The 19,727-nt window shown below is 35.7% G+C and carries 22 protein-coding genes; 7 read left to right on the top strand and 15 right to left on the bottom strand.

Annotated elements, in window-relative coordinates; translation table 11 throughout:
- Positions 1–96: 96 nt before the first annotated feature.
- Genes glgB through ACEN25_RS05615 form a run of 3 tightly spaced genes read right to left on the bottom strand, consistent with a single transcriptional unit; the run spans position 97 to position 5,619 of the window.
- Positions 97–2,019, bottom strand: a complete 1,923-nt coding sequence (glgB, locus tag ACEN25_RS05625) for a 1,4-alpha-glucan branching protein GlgB (RefSeq protein ID WP_441802053.1) — start codon at positions 2,017–2,019, stop codon at positions 97–99.
- Positions 2,012–3,649, bottom strand: a complete 1,638-nt coding sequence (locus ACEN25_RS05620; RefSeq protein WP_441802052.1) for a trehalose synthase — start codon at positions 3,647–3,649, stop codon at positions 2,012–2,014. Before ACEN25_RS05620 ends, glgB begins: the two co-directional genes overlap by 8 nt.
- Before the next feature lie 35 nt (positions 3,650–3,684).
- The gene (locus ACEN25_RS05615; RefSeq protein WP_441802051.1) at positions 3,685–5,619 is read right to left on the bottom strand and encodes an alpha-1,4-glucan--maltose-1-phosphate maltosyltransferase; all 1,935 of its coding nucleotides are present in this window, start codon (positions 5,617–5,619) and stop codon (positions 3,685–3,687) included.
- Between the two features lie 179 nt (positions 5,620–5,798).
- Here ACEN25_RS05615 and msrB (ACEN25_RS05610) point away from each other — a divergent pair, with 179 nt between their 5' ends.
- The 5 genes from msrB (ACEN25_RS05610) (at position 5,799) to lpdA (ending at position 9,428) form a co-directional block, all read left to right on the top strand.
- On the top strand, positions 5,799–6,269 hold the full coding sequence (msrB, locus tag ACEN25_RS05610) for a peptide-methionine (R)-S-oxide reductase MsrB (RefSeq protein WP_441802050.1): 471 nt from the start codon (positions 5,799–5,801) through the stop codon (positions 6,267–6,269).
- A gap of 76 nt (positions 6,270–6,345) precedes the next feature.
- Positions 6,346–6,747: a peptide-methionine (R)-S-oxide reductase MsrB gene (gene msrB / locus ACEN25_RS05605; protein ID WP_441802049.1), complete on the top strand. Its 402-nt coding sequence runs from the start codon at positions 6,346–6,348 to the stop codon at positions 6,745–6,747.
- A gap of 81 nt (positions 6,748–6,828) precedes the next feature.
- On the top strand, positions 6,829–7,374 hold the full coding sequence (locus tag ACEN25_RS05600) for a collagen-like protein (protein WP_441802048.1): 546 nt from the start codon (positions 6,829–6,831) through the stop codon (positions 7,372–7,374).
- Between the two features lie 22 nt (positions 7,375–7,396).
- The gene (locus ACEN25_RS05595) at positions 7,397–7,966 is read left to right on the top strand and encodes a uracil-DNA glycosylase family protein (RefSeq protein ID WP_441802047.1); all 570 of its coding nucleotides are present in this window, start codon (positions 7,397–7,399) and stop codon (positions 7,964–7,966) included.
- Positions 7,967–8,051: 85 nt separating this feature from the next.
- On the top strand, positions 8,052–9,428 hold the full coding sequence (gene lpdA / locus ACEN25_RS05590; protein ID WP_441802046.1) for a dihydrolipoyl dehydrogenase: 1,377 nt from the start codon (positions 8,052–8,054) through the stop codon (positions 9,426–9,428).
- Between the two features lie 120 nt (positions 9,429–9,548).
- Here the strand turns inward: lpdA and ACEN25_RS05585 are convergent, their stop codons facing one another.
- The 7 genes from ACEN25_RS05585 to ACEN25_RS05555 all read right to left on the bottom strand — a co-directional run bounded on the left by ACEN25_RS05585 (position 9,549) and on the right by ACEN25_RS05555 (position 13,689).
- Positions 9,549–10,274 (bottom strand): diphthine--ammonia ligase, encoded by a 726-nt coding sequence (locus ACEN25_RS05585; protein ID WP_441802045.1) that lies wholly within the window; start codon positions 10,272–10,274, stop codon positions 9,549–9,551.
- Positions 10,275–10,280: 6 nt separating this feature from the next.
- Positions 10,281–10,706: a type II 3-dehydroquinate dehydratase gene (aroQ, locus tag ACEN25_RS05580; RefSeq protein WP_028374822.1), complete on the bottom strand. Its 426-nt coding sequence runs from the start codon at positions 10,704–10,706 to the stop codon at positions 10,281–10,283.
- 51 nt (positions 10,707–10,757) lie between these two features.
- Complete coding sequence (locus tag ACEN25_RS05575; protein WP_441802044.1) at positions 10,758–10,946, bottom strand: outer membrane beta-barrel protein; 189 nt, start codon at positions 10,944–10,946, stop codon at positions 10,758–10,760.
- Between the two features lie 3 nt (positions 10,947–10,949).
- Positions 10,950–11,330 (bottom strand): hypothetical protein, encoded by a 381-nt coding sequence (locus ACEN25_RS05570; protein ID WP_441802043.1) that lies wholly within the window; start codon positions 11,328–11,330, stop codon positions 10,950–10,952.
- A gap of 82 nt (positions 11,331–11,412) precedes the next feature.
- Positions 11,413–11,940: an outer membrane beta-barrel protein gene (locus ACEN25_RS05565; RefSeq protein ID WP_441802042.1), complete on the bottom strand. Its 528-nt coding sequence runs from the start codon at positions 11,938–11,940 to the stop codon at positions 11,413–11,415.
- Positions 11,941–12,135: 195 nt separating this feature from the next.
- The gene (locus ACEN25_RS05560) at positions 12,136–12,738 is read right to left on the bottom strand and encodes a porin family protein (protein WP_441802041.1); all 603 of its coding nucleotides are present in this window, start codon (positions 12,736–12,738) and stop codon (positions 12,136–12,138) included.
- A gap of 339 nt (positions 12,739–13,077) precedes the next feature.
- Positions 13,078–13,689, bottom strand: coding sequence for a porin family protein (locus tag ACEN25_RS05555; RefSeq protein ID WP_441802040.1), 612 nt, complete (start codon positions 13,687–13,689; stop codon positions 13,078–13,080).
- Between the two features lie 108 nt (positions 13,690–13,797).
- Between ACEN25_RS05555 and ACEN25_RS05550 the strand changes: the two genes are divergently transcribed.
- A complete protein-coding gene (locus ACEN25_RS05550; protein WP_441802039.1) occupies positions 13,798–14,694 on the top strand; it encodes a site-specific tyrosine recombinase in 897 nt (298 codons plus the stop codon).
- Positions 14,695–14,749: 55 nt separating this feature from the next.
- On the opposite strand, the gene ACEN25_RS05545 is transcribed toward ACEN25_RS05550, so the two are convergent.
- The 4 genes from ACEN25_RS05545 to ACEN25_RS05530 all read right to left on the bottom strand — a co-directional run bounded on the left by ACEN25_RS05545 (position 14,750) and on the right by ACEN25_RS05530 (position 17,849).
- Positions 14,750–15,121, bottom strand: a complete 372-nt coding sequence (locus ACEN25_RS05545; RefSeq protein WP_441802038.1) for a hypothetical protein — start codon at positions 15,119–15,121, stop codon at positions 14,750–14,752.
- A 185-nt stretch (positions 15,122–15,306) separates the two neighbouring features.
- Positions 15,307–15,669 (bottom strand): hypothetical protein, encoded by a 363-nt coding sequence (locus ACEN25_RS05540; RefSeq protein ID WP_441802037.1) that lies wholly within the window; start codon positions 15,667–15,669, stop codon positions 15,307–15,309.
- A gap of 228 nt (positions 15,670–15,897) precedes the next feature.
- Positions 15,898–17,094: an ADP-forming succinate--CoA ligase subunit beta gene (gene sucC, locus ACEN25_RS05535; protein WP_028374816.1), complete on the bottom strand. Its 1,197-nt coding sequence runs from the start codon at positions 17,092–17,094 to the stop codon at positions 15,898–15,900.
- 98 nt (positions 17,095–17,192) lie between these two features.
- Positions 17,193–17,849: an LON peptidase substrate-binding domain-containing protein gene (locus tag ACEN25_RS05530; RefSeq protein WP_441802036.1), complete on the bottom strand. Its 657-nt coding sequence runs from the start codon at positions 17,847–17,849 to the stop codon at positions 17,193–17,195.
- Positions 17,850–17,997: 148 nt separating this feature from the next.
- Between ACEN25_RS05530 and lysA the strand changes: the two genes are divergently transcribed.
- Positions 17,998–19,215 carry a diaminopimelate decarboxylase gene (gene lysA / locus ACEN25_RS05525; RefSeq protein ID WP_441802035.1) on the top strand — a complete coding sequence of 406 codons (1,218 nt, stop codon included), beginning with the start codon at positions 17,998–18,000 and terminating at the stop codon, positions 19,213–19,215.
- A 5-nt stretch (positions 19,216–19,220) separates the two neighbouring features.
- Here the strand turns inward: lysA and ACEN25_RS05520 are convergent, their stop codons facing one another.
- Entirely contained in the window at positions 19,221–19,610 is a 390-nt protein-coding gene (locus tag ACEN25_RS05520) for a glyoxalase superfamily protein (protein ID WP_441802034.1), read from the bottom strand.
- Between the last annotated feature and the right edge of the window lie 117 nt (positions 19,611–19,727).

The raw sequence follows: 19,727 nt of genomic DNA, 5'->3' as shown, positions 1-19,727 counted from the left end.
TACATTTATGTTAGCCTTACCAAAGTAATATTTTCCATCTTTCATGTAAGTCTTAAAAATAAAAAATACCCACTACTATGCAACACTGTACATTTACTATTTTAAAGTATAAACCATCATTGCTAATGGCGCTAAATCAACTTGTATAGAATGTGCTCTACCATTCCAGGAGGTATCTTCTACCGTTAGTTTATCGGTAATAAAATCGCCACTACCACCGTAAACAGTCTTGTTACTATTAAAAATCTCCTTAAGATTCTTTTTTACTTTAAATACTTCGGAAGGTAAACCTATACGGTAATTTTCTCGAGGTACCGGTGTAAAATTACAGATGACAACAACCGTATCTTTTGGCTTAGTTCCTTTTCTCATATAGGTAAGTACACTATTCTCATTGTCATTCCATTCTAACCATTCAAAGCCTTCGTGACTAAATTGTTTTTCATAAAGTGCAGGATAGGTTTTATATAATTTATTTAAGTCCCGTACACAGTTTTGTATTCCGGAGTGGTACTCATATTCTAATAAATGCCAGTCTAAGCTCTGCTGAAAATTCCATTCTGAACTTTGAGCAAACTCACCTCCCTGAAAAATCAGATTCGCTCCGGGATGTGTAAACATATAACCAAACATCAATCTTAAGTTCGCAAAACGCTGCCATTCTGAACCGGGCATTCTGTCTAAAAGTGACTTTTTACCATAAACCACCTCATCGTGTGACAGCGGTAGCATAAAATTTTCAGTAAAGGCATAAGTCATACTAAAAGTGATGTCCTGCTGATGAAATTTTCTAAAAGCGGGATCTTTCTTAAAATACTCCAGTGTATCATGCATCCAGCCCATCATCCACTTCATACCAAAACCAAGACCACCTGCAAAAACAGGAGTTGAAACACCGGCATAATTTGTTGACTCTTCGGCTATGGTTTGTACATCAGGGAAATTCTCATAAACTGCAATATTCAATTCTTTAAAGAAGGATACAGCATCCAGATTTTGATTTCCACCAAATTCATTTGGCTCCCACTGTCCCTCTTCTCTGGAGTAATCTAGATAAAGCATAGAAGCTACTGCATCTACCCGCAAACCGTCAACGTGATATTGATCTAACCAGAATAGTGCATTGCTAATTAAAAATGCACGTACTTCATTACGTCCATAATTAAAAATGTACGATTTCCAGTCGGGATGCCAGCCTTTTCTAGGATCTGGATGTTCGTACAGATGAGAACCATCAAAGTTACCCAGACCGTGTGGATCTTCAGGAAAATGAGAAGGAACCCAATCTAAAATAACACCTATGCCCGCCTGATGAAACTTATCTACAAGTAATTTGAATTCTTCTGGGTATCCAAAACGTGATGTTGGCGCAAAATACCCGGTGAGTTGATATCCCCAACTAGGATCATAAGGATACTCCATGATGGGCATAAACTCAACATGAGTAAACTGCATATCCTTAACATAGCTCACCAGATCGTCTGCCATTTCTGTATAGCTGAGACTTCGGTTTTCTTCTCCTGTTTTTCGCCAAGAGCTTAGATGAACTTCATAAACAGAAATCGGAGCGTCTAATGCATTTTTTTTGCTTCGGTTTGCCATCCACTTTTTATCCTTCCACTTATAATCTGCTTCATAAACTACTGATGCTGTCTTGGGCGGGTGTTCTGCTCTACGTGCAAAAGGATCTGCTTTTTCGGTCTTAATATCGTTATTAGTAGACTGTATCTTATATTTATAGATTGTGCCAGCCGCAACACCTGGAATAAAACCTTCCCAAATACCGCTACCATCCCAACGTACATTAAGTTTGTGATCACCTTCTATCCAAAAATTAAAGTCTCCCACAACAGATACCGCTTTTGCGCTAGGAGCCCAGACTGCAAAATAAGTACCCTTTACGCCATTAACGGTTGTGGGATGTGAACCTAATTTTTCATAGAGTCTAAAATGTTTTCCCGCTTTGAAAAGATCTATATCAAAATCAGAAAAAAGACTATAAACGTGTACGTTACTCATAATTTTGTTGGTTAAGTATATTTGAGATTCCTTTTAAAGGAATAATTGCCCAGGTGGGTCTGGCATTGAGCTCATAACCCAGCTCATACACCGCTTTTTCAAGCAGGCAATATTGCAATAAAAATTCGATTTCTTTTATGTAGCCTATGTTTAAATTGGCTGTTTGAACTTCTGTGATATACGTCTTTAAAAATACTCCTACGATGTGACTGTATAAAACATCAGCTATTTTAAAAAGTGCTTCCTGACTAAAATCTAATTCGTTCTCATTATTAAATATGGTGGCATATATAGCATAATTAAATGATCTAAATATACCCGCAATATCTTTTATAGGAGGTTGCTTTACTTTACGGTCCCTAATTGTGCTCTCTGGCTCACCTTCAAAATCTATGATGTAAAAATCGTGACCCTGAACTAAAATTTGCCCCAGATGATAATCCCCGTGAATGCGTATGCGCTCACTTTTTAACTTATCCTCGTCAAAATCAAGAAGCTGTTTCCGTATTATTTTTTTCTTACTCAGCAGTTCTTCAGCTAATTCAAGCGCTAAACCACTAAGCTTATAAATATTATTCTCAACTAGATTTATTCGGTTTTCAAACTGATAAATAAGTCGGTTTTTTAACCAAACGGTATAATCATTTCCAAAAGCCTGAGGTGTAAACGCTGTGTTAGACCGTTCTGAACCCAGCGCAATATGCATCTGGGCGGTACGCTTTGCTATTTGTGCCACGTCTGTAAAAAAACTTTGAGGACACCAGGCTAAAATTTCAGAAGGAATCTGATCTATACGTATTTGCTCCAAATACTTAGTGACTTGCAGGGAGTCTACATTTGGTTTTTGTCTTGATAATTCTTCAAATATAAGTTTGAGTTCGTGTGTAAAATACTCCCACGCATCACCTTGATTAGGCACTAAAGCCTGAAGTAAGCCTAATGTAATGACATTTTTATTACTAAAACGCAGTGTAATACTTCCTAAATATTTCGGGGTATTTATAAATGTCCCCTTCATCGTTAAGTATTTACTAATCTCATAATCGGGATTTTCATCTACATAAACCCTTCTAAAAATTTTTAGAATGTACTTATCATTGTAAATTATTGAAGTATTACTTTGCTCAACTCCCATAAGTCTGCTACTCTCATAACTTTTAGCATCATTAGTACGCCCTCGTCTATAGGCTACTTCTTTATATTTAAACTTATCACCCTCGAGTATTTTTTCAAATATTTGCTTTCTGAATGATTCTAAAATAAGTGCATCAACGAGATAGCCATCGACTCCGTTTAATTTTATGCGCACAATATATTTATCACCTATTAGGTCTGCATCTGTTACAAATGCAATAGGAAGAAAATAATTTTGAACAAAAGCTTCCTTGTAATTCACTTCCAAGACGATACCATAAAAAAGATCTCCTTCCCGCTCTATAGGAAAATCATCAATAATTTCTATATACTTTAACGCACTTGCTTTGCCGCCATACCAGCGTTGATTTAAGATATACTGCTCAAGGATATTCTCACAAAGCTCTCTTCTAAAGCGCTCCTCTTCTAGTAGGTTTTTCCATTCTACATCATAATGTATTAAAAAACTCCCCTCTCCGTGAATATCCTGACTCATATTTTTGTCTTTGTTAGTTTTAAATGTTAGCTGTATTACCTGAAAATCTGAAAAATATGAAAAGGCAATGATGGGTGCAATTCAATATAATTCCATTCTTCATTCCAGTTGTACGTGCTGTCAGTAATTAAATCTTTTACCATTACGTGTGCTCTAGGGGTGTGACGCATTAATTCATAGGGTAACCGTACTTTTCCAGCTTGTTTGTAATACGGGTCAAGACTTACAACAATTAGAAGTTCGTTAGTCATATCCTGATCCCATTTATAATAGGCGATAAGACCTTCATTACCAATGTCACAAAATCTAATTTTATTAGTTTGCTGCAATGCCGTTTGCTCTTTACGTATAGCATTAATTTTTGAAATCACTCGAATAAGCTTATTATCTGTGTTCCAATCCCAATGCTGAATTTGATACTTTTCAGAATTATAATACTCTTCTTTTCCCGGTACTGCCTCTGTAACCATAAACTCATAAACAGGACCATACAGCCCTATGTTACCGCTCATCGTTGCAGCTAGTGCATATCTAATTAAATGCTGTGCTTCATTTGCTCCCTGTAAATGATAGGGATTTATATCTGGTGTATTAGGCCAAAAATTAGGCCTGTAATATTCTTTTTGTTTGGTTTGTGTTAATTCAGTCATATACTGTGTTAGCTCGTGTTTGCTGGTTCTCCACGTAAAATAAGTATAAGACTGGCTATAACCTTCTTTACCAAGTTGCTGCATCACTTTGGGTCTGGAGAATGCTTCAGCTAAGAACAATACATCTGGATGTTTTTTCTTGATTTCTGAAATAAACCAGTTCCAGAAATAAAATGGCTTGGTATGCGGATTATCTACTCTAAAAATCTTTATTCCTAAATCTATCCAATGAAAAGCTACACTCAAGAGCTCTTTCCAAAGATCTTTATAGTCGTCAGATTCCCAATTGAAGTTTACAATATCCTGATATTTTTTAGGCGGGTTTTCTGCGTATTGCATCGTACCATCTGGTCGTTTCTTAAACCACGACGGGTGCTCCTTAAGGTATGGGTGATCTGGTGCTGCCTGAAACGCAAGATCCATAGCGATTTCAATCCCCATCTCATCTGCCTTCTTAATTAAATGTTTAAAATCTTTCTCAGAACCTAATTCGGGATGTATCGCTTTATGACCTCCAAATTTAGAACCTATTCCCCACGGCACACCGCTATCTCCTTCAATAGCATTAACCGCATTATTTTTACCTTTTCGGTTTACTTCTCCTATGGGATGTATAGGAGGAAAATACAATGTATCAAACCCCATAGCTGCAACGCGAGGCAATAAACGCTCACAATCTTTAAACGTACCGTGCTTACCGGGCACTTCACTGGCTGATCTGGGGAAAAACTCATACCAGGTACTAAAACCAGCCTTTTTTCGGTCTACATAAACCTGAAGTACCTTACTGTCTTTAGCAAATTTTCGGGTAGGGTTGTCTAAAAATATTTGGTGTAAATCGCCAGATTGCGCTATTGTTATAGCCTCATCATAACGCGCTTCATCTGCAAAAGCTTCCTTAGCATTTTTTAAATACTTCTTACCCTCCTTATCAAGCTGCTTTTCAATGGCTTTTATATACTGAATACCATCTAACAACTCACTCTTCACGTATTGACCATCTTTTAACTTTGCTTCAATGCCGTGCTGCCAGTTTAAGGCGTGATCTATCCAACCACTAACCTTATAATCGTAAAAACCCTGATTTTCAACCTTAAATACACCAGTATACACATCATTCTCTAGAGGTGTTAGCCGTATCGTTTCCCAGTTTTTAGAATGCTCCCACTTGTAACAAATTTCTGCCTGTAATACGTCGTGACCGTCTCCCAGTACATCTGCGGTTACCTCAATTAACTCTCCTACTACTCTTTTTATAAAAAACTCACCATTTTGTAATTGGGGCTCTATATTTTGTATTACGATACGTTCTCGTGTCAAGATTGAATATATTTTAAAAGTTGATACCTAAAATTAGCACTAATTAATTATATGAGTACGTAAAATACTAATTTGACGACTCTTTAACAAAAAGAGTCTCTTAGTTAGGCTTTTGTTAAATAATCGACCAATGCTGTCGCAAGCTTTACGCTTTAATTAATTTTATCAAAAATAGATCTATGAGAAAATTAGTAATACTTAGCCTTTTGGTTTCCTTAACCGCATATAAAGGCACAGCACAAAAAGAAAAAAAAGAATCTTTTGAAATTAATAAAACAGAGGCAGAATGGAAAGCTTCTTTAACCTCAGAACAATTTTACATTCTAAGGGAAGAAGGGACTGAACGCCCGTTTAGCAGTGAATTACTCAACATTAAGAAAGAAGGAACTTACGTTTGTGCAGCTTGTGAGACACCACTATTTAAAAGCAATACCAAGTTTGATAGTGGCACCGGCTGGCCTTCTTTTTACGATTATATTGAAGGTAATGTAGCCTTTTCTACAGACCAAAAATTAGGATATACCCGCAGTGAAGAACATTGTGCAACCTGTGGCGGTCATTTAGGTCACGTTTTTAATGACGGACCAAAACCCACTGGTAAGCGCCACTGTATTAATGGTGATGCCCTAAAATTTATTCCTGCGGAATAAGCACAAAACATTGCATTTAAGTATTAAAAGAATTAATGAGAGATTTCCGTAGTTACGGAAATGAAAAAAACTAGTTATGAAAGAATACCCTATACAAAAAACAGAAGCCGAGTGGAAAGAACAGTTGGGACCAGAACGCTATTATGTTCTGCGCCAAAAAGGTACCGAAAGACCACACACCGGAAAATACAACTTGCATTTTGACAAAAACGGTAGCTATCACTGTGGCGCCTGCGATGCAAAGCTATTTGAAGCAAATAGTAAATTTGAAAGCGCTTGTGGCTGGCCAAGCTTTGACGAGTCTATAGAAGGTGCTATAGAGTATGTACGCGATACTACATTGGGAATGATGCGCACCGAAATTCTATGTGCCAATTGCGGCAGTCACCTGGGTCATGTATTTGATGATGGCCCCACAAAAACGGGACAGCGTTATTGCGTTAATAGCGCTTCAGTAGACTTTGAAACAAATCAGTAATTTGTAAATAAAATCAAGAGTACTTTTTTTGGAACAACTCTTGATACACTCTAAAATATAAATCAATTAAAAAACTACAACATGAAAAAAATAACAATAATTCTTAGCTTATTTACCTTAGTACTTGCCTCTTGTTCCGGTTCTGACGGAAGAGATGGAATAGATGGTCTTGATGGAATAAATACGCTAAGTGCTGTATTTGAAGTTACAGGCATAAATTACGTTTATGATAGTGCAAATAATGAATGGTTTACTCAAAATCCTATTCCATTTGATGGTATAGAAGTATTAGAGGGTGATGCAGTATTAGTATATCTAGCTGATGGTACTGTAACTGCATCAGATGGTCAATCAACAGATTTATGGAAATTAATGCCTATCACATTTTTTGATACTAGTGGTGAATTTCAGTACGAGTTCAATTATACATTTGATAGCGTAGAGTTAAATATTGTTGGAAACTTCGATTTAAGCACTTTAAATAATGCTGCCGTTTCCAATCAAAAAGTAAGAATTGTAGTTATACCTGCTGAATATGCTCAAGATTTTAATGGAAACTTCTCAAACTATAATGAAGTGATGTCTACCTTAGAATTAAAGGAATCTGATATTCAAGTATTAGACTAAAGAATCTTAATTAATAAATTTTATGAAAGGCTTACTCACGGAAATACGCAATTGTACCGTTTGTAAGCCTTTTTTGCCTTTAGGTGCCAACCCCATCATTTCGGCTTCGCCAAAAAGTAAAATAATTTTAGCAAGTCAGGCGCCGGGAAGAATCGCTCACGAGAAATCTATTGCCTGGGATGATCCCAGCGGGCGGCGTCTACGGGAATGGTTAGACGTTGACGAAGAACTTTTCTACAATGCAGATAATTTTGCCATTCTGCCTTTAGGCTTTTGTTTTCCAGGAAAGAGTAAAACCGGTGATTTGCCTCCCAGACCCGAGTGTGCTCCACTATGGCATCAGCAGGTTGTAGAAAAATTTGAAGAAAATCCACTTTATATTTTAATAGGTAACCACGCACAAAGCTATTATCTACAAGACAAGTTTACCCTTACAAAGCGTATTCAGAATTTTGAAAGCTACCTGCCTAATTATTTTGTACTACCTCACCCCTCGCCTGTTAACCATTTCTGGATTAATAAAAACAAATGGTTTTTAACCGATGTAATCCCACACTTACAACAGGAAATTAAGCACCGATTGCAGCTATAAAACAGCGCGTAAATCCAGAGGAGTTCCGGTTCGTTTTTTAGGCTTTTTATGTGTAAATTTGTCGCTTCAAATTTCACTGATAACTATGAGTAAATACGATATTATTGTCTTAGGAAGTGGACCCGGTGGTTATGTTACAGCTATTCGTGCTTCACAATTAGGTTTTAAAACCGCTATTGTAGAAAAAGAAAGCCTTGGAGGTGTTTGTTTAAACTGGGGTTGTATCCCTACTAAAGCCCTTCTAAAAAGTGCACAGGTTTTTGAATATCTTAAACATGCTGAAGACTACGGTCTAAAAGTAGAAGGTGCAGATAAAGATTTTGATGCCGTAGTTAAACGTAGCCGCGGTGTAGCAGAAGGAATGAGCAAAGGAGTTCAATTCTTAATGAAAAAAAATAAAATTGACGTTATTAACGGTTTTGGTAAACTAAAACCAGGTAAAAAAATTGACGTTGACGGTACAGAATATAGTGCTGATAATATTATAATCGCTACCGGTGCTCGCTCTCGCGTGTTACCTAGCTTACCACAAGACGGTAAAAAAGTAATTGGATACCGTGAGGCAATGACCTTAAAAGAGCAACCCAAGAGTATGATCATAGTAGGATCTGGCGCTATCGGTTGCGAATTTGGTAGCTTCTACAACTCTATGGGAACCGAAGTTACAATCGTTGAGTTTATGCCAAATATCGTTCCTGTTGAAGATGAAGAAGTATCTAAACAATTTGAACGCAGTCTTAAAAAGACCGGTATTAAAATAATGACCAACTCTTCTGTAGAGTCTGTTGATACTTCTGGCGACGGTGTGGTTGCAACAGTAAAAACGGCCAAAGGAGAAGAAAAACTACAGGCAGATATCATCCTTTCTGCTGTGGGTATTAAAACTAACATTGAAGGTATAGGCCTTGAAGATGTAGGTATTATTACAGATAAAGATAAAGTGATTGTAAATGACTGGTATCAAACAAATATGCCGGGTTATTATGCAATAGGTGACATCACACCAGGACCTGCATTAGCACACGTTGCTTCTGCAGAGGGAATACTTTGTGTTGAAAAACTTGCAGGAATGCATGTTGAAAAATTAGACTACGGAAACATCCCCGGTTGTACATATGCATCACCGGAAATCGCATCTGTAGGTATGACCGAAAAACAAGCTAAAGAGGCTGGTTACGAACTTAAAATAGGTAAATTTCCATTCTCTGCATCTGGTAAAGCAAGTGCTGCTGGTAATAAAGATGGCTTTGTAAAAGTGATTTTTGATGCGAAATACGGCGAATGGTTAGGCTGCCATATGATAGGTGCCGGCGTTACCGATATGATTGCTGAGGCAGTTTTAGGGCGCAAGCTAGAAACTACCGGTCACGAAGTGCTAAAAGCTATACACCCACACCCTACGATGAGTGAGGCTGTGATGGAAGCTGTTGCTGCTGCTTACGATGAAGTGATACACTTATAAAATTCAGAGTTCGGAGTTCAGAGTTTCAATAAAATTAAAATCCCTTGAATGCTAAGTGTTTCAAGGGATTTTTTATTTATTGCCAAATATGTTGATGTCACATCGAGCGCAGTCGAGATGCTAAACCGGTATTAAATCACAAAACCAAAACTTAGTATCCCAGGATTTTTGATCATCAGAAAAGCAATTATCATCATCACTTTCTGAAGGTTCATAGCCACGTAACACTTTTTCACCTATGCTAAAATCAATTGAAGTTTTAAAAATAGGCCCATCATAGACAAACGTGTGAAACTCGCCATTCTCTCCACAGGGATCAATACCTGCTGGTAATTCTTCAATAAATTCTTTATCAATCACGCGTCCTACAAATGACTCATCAAGAAGTTTAGCATTTACGCAAACCGTAATGGCTTTAAAACCCAAATCAATAAACTCATTAATAAGTGCTTCTGTGTCCTGTTTCCAAAGCGGAAAAACGGCTTTTAAACCCGCTTTCTGAAGTTGCTCCTCGCGATAGGCTTTTAAATCTTCCAAAAAAATATCTCCAAAAATACTATGCGTATTTCCTGCTGTTACTAATGCTTCAGCGGCATCTCCCAGAATTTTTGAATATTGAGACATGCTCACGTTGCCCGAAAGCAGAATTTTCTCAAGTGGTAATCCCAGGCTTTCCGCCTGAAGGTCTAACAGCTCTTCCCGCAGGCCGTGCATAGAAACACGATCTACATCAGAATTTAATGTCGTCACCAGCTTTGTAATATTAAATTCTTGTTGCTCCAGAATTTTGTAAAGCGCAAAAGCAGAATCTTTACCACTACTCCAGTTAAAATAAGCCTGTTTCAAATTGAATTATAAAAAAGATTTAATTGCCAACTCGTAACTTTTAAGACCAAAACCTACGATGATTCCTGCAGCATTTTTTGAAATGTATGAATGATGGCGAAAAGATTCACGTGCAAACGTATTAGAAATATGCACTTCTACAACCGGTACAGAAACTGCCGCAATTGCATCACCTATACCTACCGAAGTATGCGTATATGCTGCTGCGTTTAAAACAATACCATCAAAAACACCATCTGCCTCCTGAATTTTTGAAATTAAATCTCCTTCACTATTTGATTGAAAATAGGAAAGCTCAGTTTCTTTAAACTGAAACTGAAGCGTAGAAAAATAGTCTCCAAACGATTGATTCCCATAAACATCGGGTTCGCGTTTGCCTAAAAGATTAAGATTGGGACCGTTTATGATGAGTATTTTGAGTTCTTTTGCCATTGCTTTTATTTGTGATTCAAATATAGCCGTTTCCTTCAAATTCAAAGAATACTAAAACCGATAACCTAATCCTAAATTCAAGTAATTGGTTTTTATTTTGGGTGCATTATCAATTTTAAAATAATCATTCAATTGAAAGATATAGCGTGCTTCTAAAAATAGATTTTCAGTAAAATCATATCCTAATCCTGCACCAGCTCCTATATTCAACTTATTGATGTCATCTTCAAAAACTTTCAAGTCTTATAATATATAAGAAAACTGGGGTCCTGCCTGAATATTGAATCCGCTATCACCCAAATAATAATTCAACAAAACAGGTATTTGTAAATAGCTTGATTCGGCATAAGATGCGTAATTAATATGCCCGGTTAAACCCACTTTTTCAGAAAAACGCAATTGTCCACCCAAGCCTATAAAAAAACCACTTTCAGAATTAGTTTCGTCTAAATCACCATTTTGTATAAAGGGATCATTAGGAGTAAAGATATTGAGTTGAATTAGATCTACTTGAAATCGTGTTGTAGCCAGCAAATACCCAGCATTAATATCAAATTTGAAATCTTGAGCGCTTAGTAAAAAGGATGAAAGTAAAAATACTAAGTAAAAAATAGTTTTTTGCATATTAGAATTTTTTAATAATTGTTTAAACACCATTTATACAAAAAAAGCTCCTTTAAGGAGCTTTTTAAATTGTTTTCAAAAATTAAAACTTATACCCTACTCCTATTTGAAGTGTATTAATCCTTCCTTTGTAATCTTCAGGTATTCCTTGCACATCGCCAATACGATTGGTTAATTCAAGACTATATCTCGCGTCAATGAAAAAGTTGTCAGTAATGTCATAACCTACACCAAAACTGGCATCAATTCCTAATTCATTATATCCCTCACCTCCTTCTTCTAGGTCTATAGTAGCCTGAGGTCCTGCCATAATATTAAAGTTAGATTCTGAGATATAATATTTTAATAAAACAGGAATAAATAAGACACTACCATCGTTAATATTTCCATATAATACTTCTGGCTGTAAGTGAAGTGAACCATTAAGGTCAATGTCTGCAAGTGCTCCTACATAAAACCCGGAGTCCGATTCTGAAATCGACCCTTGATTGTCTGCGCTAATTTTAACTTCTGCGTTTAAGAAACCTCCTGTAAAACCAAATTTAGTTTCTTGCGCAGATACTGATAATGCCGATAAGGCAAACAATAGAATAAATGTAATTTTTTTCATTGAAAAAGTTTATTTGTTTCTGCTAAAATAAAACTTCAACTAATATAATAGTTAAACGTCAATTATATTTAGCACAAATAAATTATTAAAATATTGATAATCACAATTTTATATTTACAATAAATTATTAATCTAAATAATAAAAAAGCCCCACACAAGTGGAGCTTCTAAATAGTTGGTTAGTTTAAGCGTTTTTTAGAATACAAAACCTACGCCTGCCTGTATTGCATAGTTGTATGCATTTACGTTATCATAGATTTTTGTAAAACCTCTTGTGTAACGGCCTTGAATGAATAAACCGCTATCAAATTTATATTCTAAACCTGCTGCTGTACCAAATTCAAAATCATTTGCACCATCTACGATATTGATGTCACCACCATTGTTAGTTGGCTCATAATCGATTTCTTCATTAACTAAGAAATTAAAAGAAGGTCCTGCCTGTAGGCTCAAACCATCTACTAAATAAATCTTAGCCATAAGTGGTACCTGAATGTAATCTAATTGATATTCTGTGTTATCATCAACATCAAAAATATTATCCTGATCTATAGTAGCAATAGTTGCTCCCTGTGCAGAATAGATAACTTCTGGCTGAATAGAGAATTTTTCAGAGATAGGTAACTCAGCTACCAGACCTGCATAAAACGCAGTTCTTGAATCTGGATCGTTAGAATCATCACCTGCAATATTTGCAAAGTTAACCCCACCTTTTACACCAAATTGAAATGACTCCTGAGCTTTAGCTGCGGTTGTTCCTAAAGCGATAAAACTTGCAATTAAAATTAGCTTTTTCATAAATTGTATGTTGTTTATATTTCGCTGCAAAGCTAGATTCTGCAAGGCTTAACGAATGCTAAGACTTTTCTAATTTTATCTAAATAATTGCCAATTGGCAAGCTGTTTACTTTTAAAAACTGAAAGTTTTGACTGTGTGTGATTTAAGGATTTTTGGCCGTTTTTTAGGGTACTTAAGATCCATTTAAAATATTGACTCACATAATCTTGCAATTTATTGTGATTAAGCTACATTTTATTTTCGGTGTTAAAATATGTTAACAAAACTCGGATTTAATATATCAGAAAATAATAAAGCCCCGCATTGCGGGGCCTTAAGTTATCTCTAATTAGACTTTCTTAGTTAAAACTAAACCCAAGTGATGCAGAGAACACACCATTTTTTGCATCTAGTACACCTGTATCAACATTGTTTCCATTGTCATATACATCAGAGAAACCTTGAGTGTAACGTGCGTTTAAAAATAAGCCTCCGTCAAACTTATAACCTACTCCTACTGCTCCTGCAAAATCAATATCATTAAAGTTATCTTCATCAATATCAATACTACCGTTAGGACCATCAATTTTACTGTCTACTAAAAAACCTATTTGTGGACCTGCTTCAACATAAAGTCCCTGAACTAGGTATAGCTTTGCTAGCACTGGTACATTAATATAGTTTAGTTGAAATTCTGTATCCTGCTCATTATCGCGTTGAACCAAATCAAAACCCTGACCCGAATAAACAACCTCTGGCTGTACTGCAAATTTTTCAGTTACAGGAATTTCAAGAACAGCTCCCAAATTGAAAGATGTTCTGGCACTATCGTCGTCAAAACCGTCACTACCATCACCTGTGAAGTTTGAGAAGTTTACACCACCTTTAACACCAAATGCAAGGCTACTCTGTGCCATCATTGCTGAAGATCCGATTACAAATACTATTGCTGCAATAAATAATTTTTTCATAATGATAAGTTTTAAATTTGAGACAAATCTACCAGGTCTTTTAACTGAAGAATCTTAACAGACAATTAAATATTATTTAAATAACTCCCAAAGAGTACATCAGAATTAATGAATTGGCAAAAATCCTTAACAGATTACAAAATATACCTAAAACTAGAGCGTGGCCTTTCTGAAAATTCTATTATTAACTATGAGTTTGATATTCAGAAATTAATTGACTGGTTAACTCTTTCTAATACTGAAGCAAACCCGATAAACATTACTAAAGAACATTTACAGCAGTTTATATATACTGCTGCAAAAGAACTTAACGCAGCCTCACAATCTCGTTTAATATCAGGATTAAAAGGCTATTTTGATTATCTCGTTTTTGAAGATTATCGCAAAGATAATCCTACAGATCTTATTGAATCTCCTAAAATAGGCCGAAAACTACCCGATACACTTTCTGAAGATGAAGTAAATAGTATTATTGATGCGGTAGATTTAAGTCTTCCGCAGGGAGAACGCAACAGAGCAATTTTAGAAACGCTATACGGCTGTGGTTTGCGCGTTTCTGAATTATTAAATCTTAAATTGTCTGATTTGTTTTTTGATGAAGGCTATATACTCGTTACCGGAAAAGGAGACAAGCAGCGCTTTGTACCTATTGCTCCTATTACGCAGCGTTACATAAACATATATAAAGATCAAATACGTATTCACGAAAATCCTAAACCCGAATATAAAAACATACTCTTTCTCAATAGAAGAGGCGCCCAACTCACGCGCGCTATGATTTTTACAATTGTAAAGCAACACACTAAAATAGCTGGTATTCAAAAAACTATTAGTCCGCATACGTTTAGACATTCTTTCGCAACACATCTATTACAAAACGGGGCAGATTTACGCGCAATACAATTAATGCTGGGACACGAAAGTATTACAACCACCGAAATTTATATGCACATAGATCGTACTCATCTTACTCAGGTAATGAATGAATACCACCCCAGAAAATAACGCATAAAAAAACCGACAATTAAGTCGGTTCTAAGATTTAAAAAAATGAGTCTCATTAATTGTTAACTACTAAACGTAAGGGTAGAAAATAAGTTTGCCCTTTTATGACCTCTGCGGATAACTTTTTATAGTTTAACCTATTTTGAATAGCAGCTCTTATAACCGAATCTTCTGAGGAAACATCGAGAACCACAATCTCATTATCTTTGTTAACGGTAAATGAAATTTGTATAACCGTCTCTTCATTTACTTTGAAAGTCGCATCAGTTAATAAATGTATTAACTGTTTGTTCATAGAAGCTTTTGCTTCTTTACTGGTAGTCTTACCTACCGGCTTAGTAGGATCTACTGGATCTATTGTGTTTGCTTTTAAAACACTTCCACTAATGATTGCAATTGCAAGCATAAAAATTTTGATTGATTTCATGATATTTGATTTTTTGATTGATAGTATAAAGACAATCAGAAAACCTTAGAGTTACAGTTAAATACAACCGTTAACATACTTTTAACTTTTTATATCATTGAATATTAGTTTATTATAAATTTTTAACAAAGAAAAAGCCCGACTTAACAGCCGAGCTCATTCCCCTAACTAAACAAAATTTTTGTCTATAATCCACTTTCTAAAATGACCGGTAGATGATAGGTCTGTCCTTTTAAAGCATTCGCTTTGATTTTCTTATAATTTAATCTGTTTTGAATAAACTGTTCAACCTGTGCATTTTCTGTTTCTACATCAAGCACAACAACCTCGCTGTTGCTATTAATTGTGAACGAAACAGTTGCAGAAACGGTTTGCTCTAATTTGATCTTTGATTCTGTTAATAAAGCACCCAGTTCTTTATTCATTGAAGCCTTAACAGCTTCACTAGTAATTTTCTTTACCGGGTTTGTAGGTTCTGGTACGTTTGCGTGCAAAACACTGCTAAAAACGATTAATCCTGCTAATGCGATTGTCTTAAAATAATTCATAATGTTTGATTTTTGATTGATAATTAAAAGACGCTTCAAACGTAATTGAGTTACAGTGTGTGAACTATTTTAACACGACGTTAACGTATTTAAGACTTGATAATCAGTCTTTTAAAACAATCACTAAATCAATTAATCTACTTATAGTGCTTTGATTTTCAATATCTTATAAAAACAAAAAAGGCTCTCCAAATGGAGAGCCTTTTTTTGAGTTTAAAATTTAAACCTCTATAAATTAGCAAGTACCTTTTGTACTTTATCTGCTGCTTCCTGAAATTGAATTGCACTTTGAACATCTAGACCGCTATTGTCTATTAGTTCTTTAGCGATATCTGCGTTTGTTCCTTGAAGACGTACAATGATAGGCACATTTATAGTTCCCATATTTTTATATGCATCTACTATACCTTGAGCTACACGATCGCATCGTACAATACCTCCAAAGATATTAACTAAAATTGCCTTTACGTTAGGATCTTTAAGAATTAATTTAAATGCCGTTTCAACACGTTCTGCATCTGCAGTACCACCTACGTCAAGAAAGTTTGCAGGCTCACCACCCGCTTGCTTAATTAAATCCATAGTTGCCATTGCAAGACCTGCACCGTTAACCATACATCCTACGTTACCGTCAAGATCAACATAGTTAAGACCTACTTCTTTAGCTTCTACTTCTACCGGGTTTTCTTCGCGAGTATCACGCATTGCTGCGTAATCTTTGTGACGGTATAACGCATTGTCATCTAAAGAAACTTTAGCATCAACAGCAAGTATCTTGTCGTCACTTGTTTTTAAAACCGGGTTGATCTCAAATAAAGAAGAGTCAGAATCTGAATACGCTTTGTAAAGCGCAGTTACAAACTTTGTCATTTCTTTAAATGCAGTACCGCTTAAACCTAAATTAAATGCAATACGTCTTGCCTGAAAAGGTAATAATCCTGCCGCAGGATCTACTTCTTCAGTGTATATAAGATGTGGTGTTTTTTCTGCAACTTCTTCGATATCCATTCCACCCTCTGTAGAATACATAATCATATTTCTACCTGTTCCTCTATTTAAAAGTACAGACATATAATATTCTTCCGGCTCGCTATCACCAGGGTAATAGACATCTTCAGCGACTAAAATCTGATGTACAAGTTTACCTTCTGCAGATGTTTGAGGAGTTACCAGGTGCATTCCTAAAATGTCTCCTGCGATTTTCTCAACCTCTTGTAAATTTTTAGCAAGTTTTACTCCACCACCTTTTCCTCTACCACCGGCGTGTACCTGAGCTTTAATTACGTGCCATCCGGTACCTGTTTCTTCAGTAAGTTTTTTTGCAGCTTCAACGGCTTCTGCCGGACTGCTAGCAACTTTACCGCGCTGAATGCGCACTCCAAAACTATTTAGTATTTCTTTTCCTTGATATTCGTGTAGATTCATAATCAGGCGTTTCTATGTATTTGAATTTTGCAGAGCAAAAATAAGTATTTTAAGGCAAACCCTACTAGTAAAATACCTGGGATTTCGTCCTGTAGATACTAATCTATTTCCCCCAGGGTATAGTCTGTAAAATCTAATGGATTAAAGTTTTTAAAATGACCGTTGAGTTCTATGAGTTGTCTGGTGCGGTTAATCTCCTCGATAACAGGTATGGTTACGGTTAAGTGGTCTATTAAATAAATATAACGATCAGACTCACGCATCATCCTTAATAGATGAAGTTCTTGTCTTAAAGATAAACCCAGTTTGTGCGCAAAACTATAACTCGTAATCTCCTCATATGCAATGTGTGGGAAATCAACTTCGAGAACAGCATATAAACGTTGTACCAGAATAATAAAATGATCTTTCTGCCTAAGGGAACCATCTTTGTGATTTTCTATGAATGTTACTTCTGCGCCAGCGTATAACCGGTCATTTAATGTTGCCTGAAAGTCTACGATTTTAAACACACGTAATCCTCTGCAAACCACATCACTTGCTCCGGTTACATATTTCTTTTCAATTTTTTCTAATCGCACTTCGGTACCGTAAGCCATCTTGCGATTTATATATGCGGGTACTCCAAAAGTAATTTCCTTCTCTTCACAGTCGTTTATAAGTTGTTGATAGCGGTCTTCAAAAATATGCAAGGCAAGTCGCTCGTGGGGAAAAACAACCATTTCTAATGGAAACATTGCTAAAGTCGTTGTCATAACTATTTTTTTTCTTGTGAAATTATGCAAATACCCTGCAAAAAATAAATTTTCGGTATTTCTATTACAGATTTATCATTTTTTAGTCTGGTAAAGTGCTTAAGTAGATATTCTATATTAGATTTGTACGCTTAAAGTCTATATAGTTATGACCAATCAAAATCTTTTAGCAATTGCTAAAGAATTCGGCAGCCCTGTTTACGTTTATGATGCCGCTAAAATAGAATCTCAATACAACAGATTAACCAGTGCTTTTAAAAAGGTAAAGGAACTGCGTATTAATTATGCTGTTAAGGCACTTTCTAATTTAGCTATACTCCAACTTATACATAGTTATGGTGCAGGTCTTGACACGGTAAGTATTCAAGAGGTACGACTAGGTCTTGCTGCAGGTGTAGACCCTTCTAAAATTATGTTTACTCCTAACGGTGTTTCGTTAAGCGAACTGGAAGAAGTAGATAAAATGGGTGTTCAGATCAATATAGATAACCTTTCTATTCTAGAACAATTTGGTACAAAACATCCTAACACTCCGGTATGTATTCGTATAAATCCACACGTTATGGCCGGCGGAAACTCTAATATTTCAGTAGGTCATATAGATAGTAAATTTGGTATTAGTATACATCAAATTCCTCATTTACTGCGTATAGTTGAAAACACAAAAATGAATATTAACGGAATTCACATGCATACCGGTAGTGATATTCTTGATATTGATGTTTTTCTTCACGCAGCAGAAATTCTTTTTGACACTGCAAAAGACTTTAAGGATCTTGAATTTTTAGACTTCGGAAGCGGCTTTAAAGTGCCTTATAAAACGGGTGATATTGAAACCGATATTGAAGAACTGGGCGATAAACTATCTACCCGATTCAATAATTTTGCTAAATCATACGGTAAACCATTAACACTTGTCTTTGAGCCTGGTAAATTTTTGGTAAGTGAGGCCGGCAAATTCTTAGTAAACGTAAATGTAGTTAAACAAACAACTTCAACTGTTTTTGCTCAGGTAGATAGTGGTTTTAATCACTTAATACGACCTATGCTTTACGGTAGTCAGCATGAGATTCACAACATAAGCAATCCGCTGGGTCGTGAGCGCTTTTATTCGGTTGTAGGTTATATCTGTGAGACAGATACTTTTGCAACTAATCGCAGAATCCCTGAGATTGTTGAAGGTGATATACTTGCTTTTAGCAATGCAGGAGCTTATTGCTATAGTATGGCAAGCAACTACAATTCTAGATACCGCCCTGCAGAAGTATTATTCTTAGACGGGGAAGCGCATTTAATTAGAGAGCGAGAGACTTTTGACGATTTATTAAAGCATCAAATACCTTTAAAGCAAACCGAAAAAGCTTAATTACTCTAAATCATCTGGTAAAAAACCAATTCGTTTTTAAAAGGATCGTAAATGGTAAACTCTAGAGAACCCCAGGGCTTTTCTTCTAATGACGTATGATTATTAAATACGCCCATTAGCCTGTATTCTTTAAAAAGTTTTTCAATCGTTTGAACGTGTATCCTAATGATTGTGCTATTCTTAGAATTGTCATAGAACTGATTTAGATTAAACCTTTTGAAATGAATTGTAATTTTATTTCGGCGAATGCCAGCATAATTAGGATTACGTTCTTCATCTATAAAAACAAGATCGAAGCCTAATTTTTTAAGATAAAACTCGAGCGCTTCTAGTACATCAGATACATAAAGCACAGGAGTAATTTGAGTTAATAAGGCTTCAGTGGAGTTCCCCATAATTAAAAATTTTATATGCTATTGTTCGCAAAATTATTTTTAATTATCATATAAAATACTCAATAATGAATATCTTATACAATAGGCTTTTGGCTAGAAAATAGTTAATTTCGCTCT

It is taken from the genome of Leeuwenhoekiella sp. W20_SRS_FM14 (assembly GCF_052119605.1).
Taxonomy (GTDB): Bacteria; Bacteroidota; Bacteroidia; order Flavobacteriales; family Flavobacteriaceae; genus Leeuwenhoekiella.
This window is presented reverse-complemented; position numbering and strand designations above follow the sequence as displayed.